The 685-nt window shown below is 67.3% G+C and carries 1 protein-coding gene; it reads left to right on the top strand.

The genetic code is table 11. The features are described 5' to 3' along the window. On the top strand, positions 1-685 hold a 685-nt coding region (locus ACXJKJ_RS30705), incomplete at both ends, for a CBS domain-containing protein (RefSeq protein WP_457395263.1).

The raw sequence follows: 685 nt of genomic DNA, 5'->3' as shown, positions 1-685 counted from the left end.
CCTGTTCTACTGGGCGATGTACCCGGCGATCTGGCTGCTCAACAACAGCGCCAACGCGCTGCTGCGGCTGGCCGGCTGGGGCGATGTGGAACACACCTCGCACCGTTACTCGCGCGAGGAACTCAAGCTGATCGTCGGCCGCCAGCAGCCCACGGGCAGTGCGCCGGACCACGGCCTGACGCTGATGAGCCATGCCCTGGAACTGCCCGAACTGGTCGCCGGCGACCTGATGCGCCCGCGCGACCACATGCGTTCGTTCCGCGATGGCATGGCGCTGGCCGAGGTGATGGCCGAATTCGCCGAAAGCCGCTACAGCCGCTACCCGTGGTTCGACCGTGATGGCGAAGACGTGCTGGGCATCCTGCACATGAAGGACCTGCTGGTCGAAATCGCGCGTGGCAGGCCCACCGACGACCTGCGCGCGCTGCTGCGCCCGGCCAACCTGATCGCGCTGGAAACTCCGGTCCCCAGCGTGCTCGAACGCTTCCGTACCGGCACCACGCACCTGGCGCTGTGCGTGGAGGAACATGGCCGCATCCTGGGCTTCTTCACCCTGGAGGACCTGCTGGAAGTGGTGGTCGGCGATATCGAGGACGAGCATCCGCACATCGTCAAGGACGCCCCCACCCGCGGTGCCGACGGCAGCCTGCTGGTGGCCGGTTCGACCTCGATCTTCCGCCTGGAG

It is taken from the genome of Roseateles sp. P5_E1, assembly GCF_054049335.1.
The sequence above is the reverse complement of the archived record's forward strand: the minus strand, read 5'-3'. Positions and strand labels throughout refer to the sequence as shown.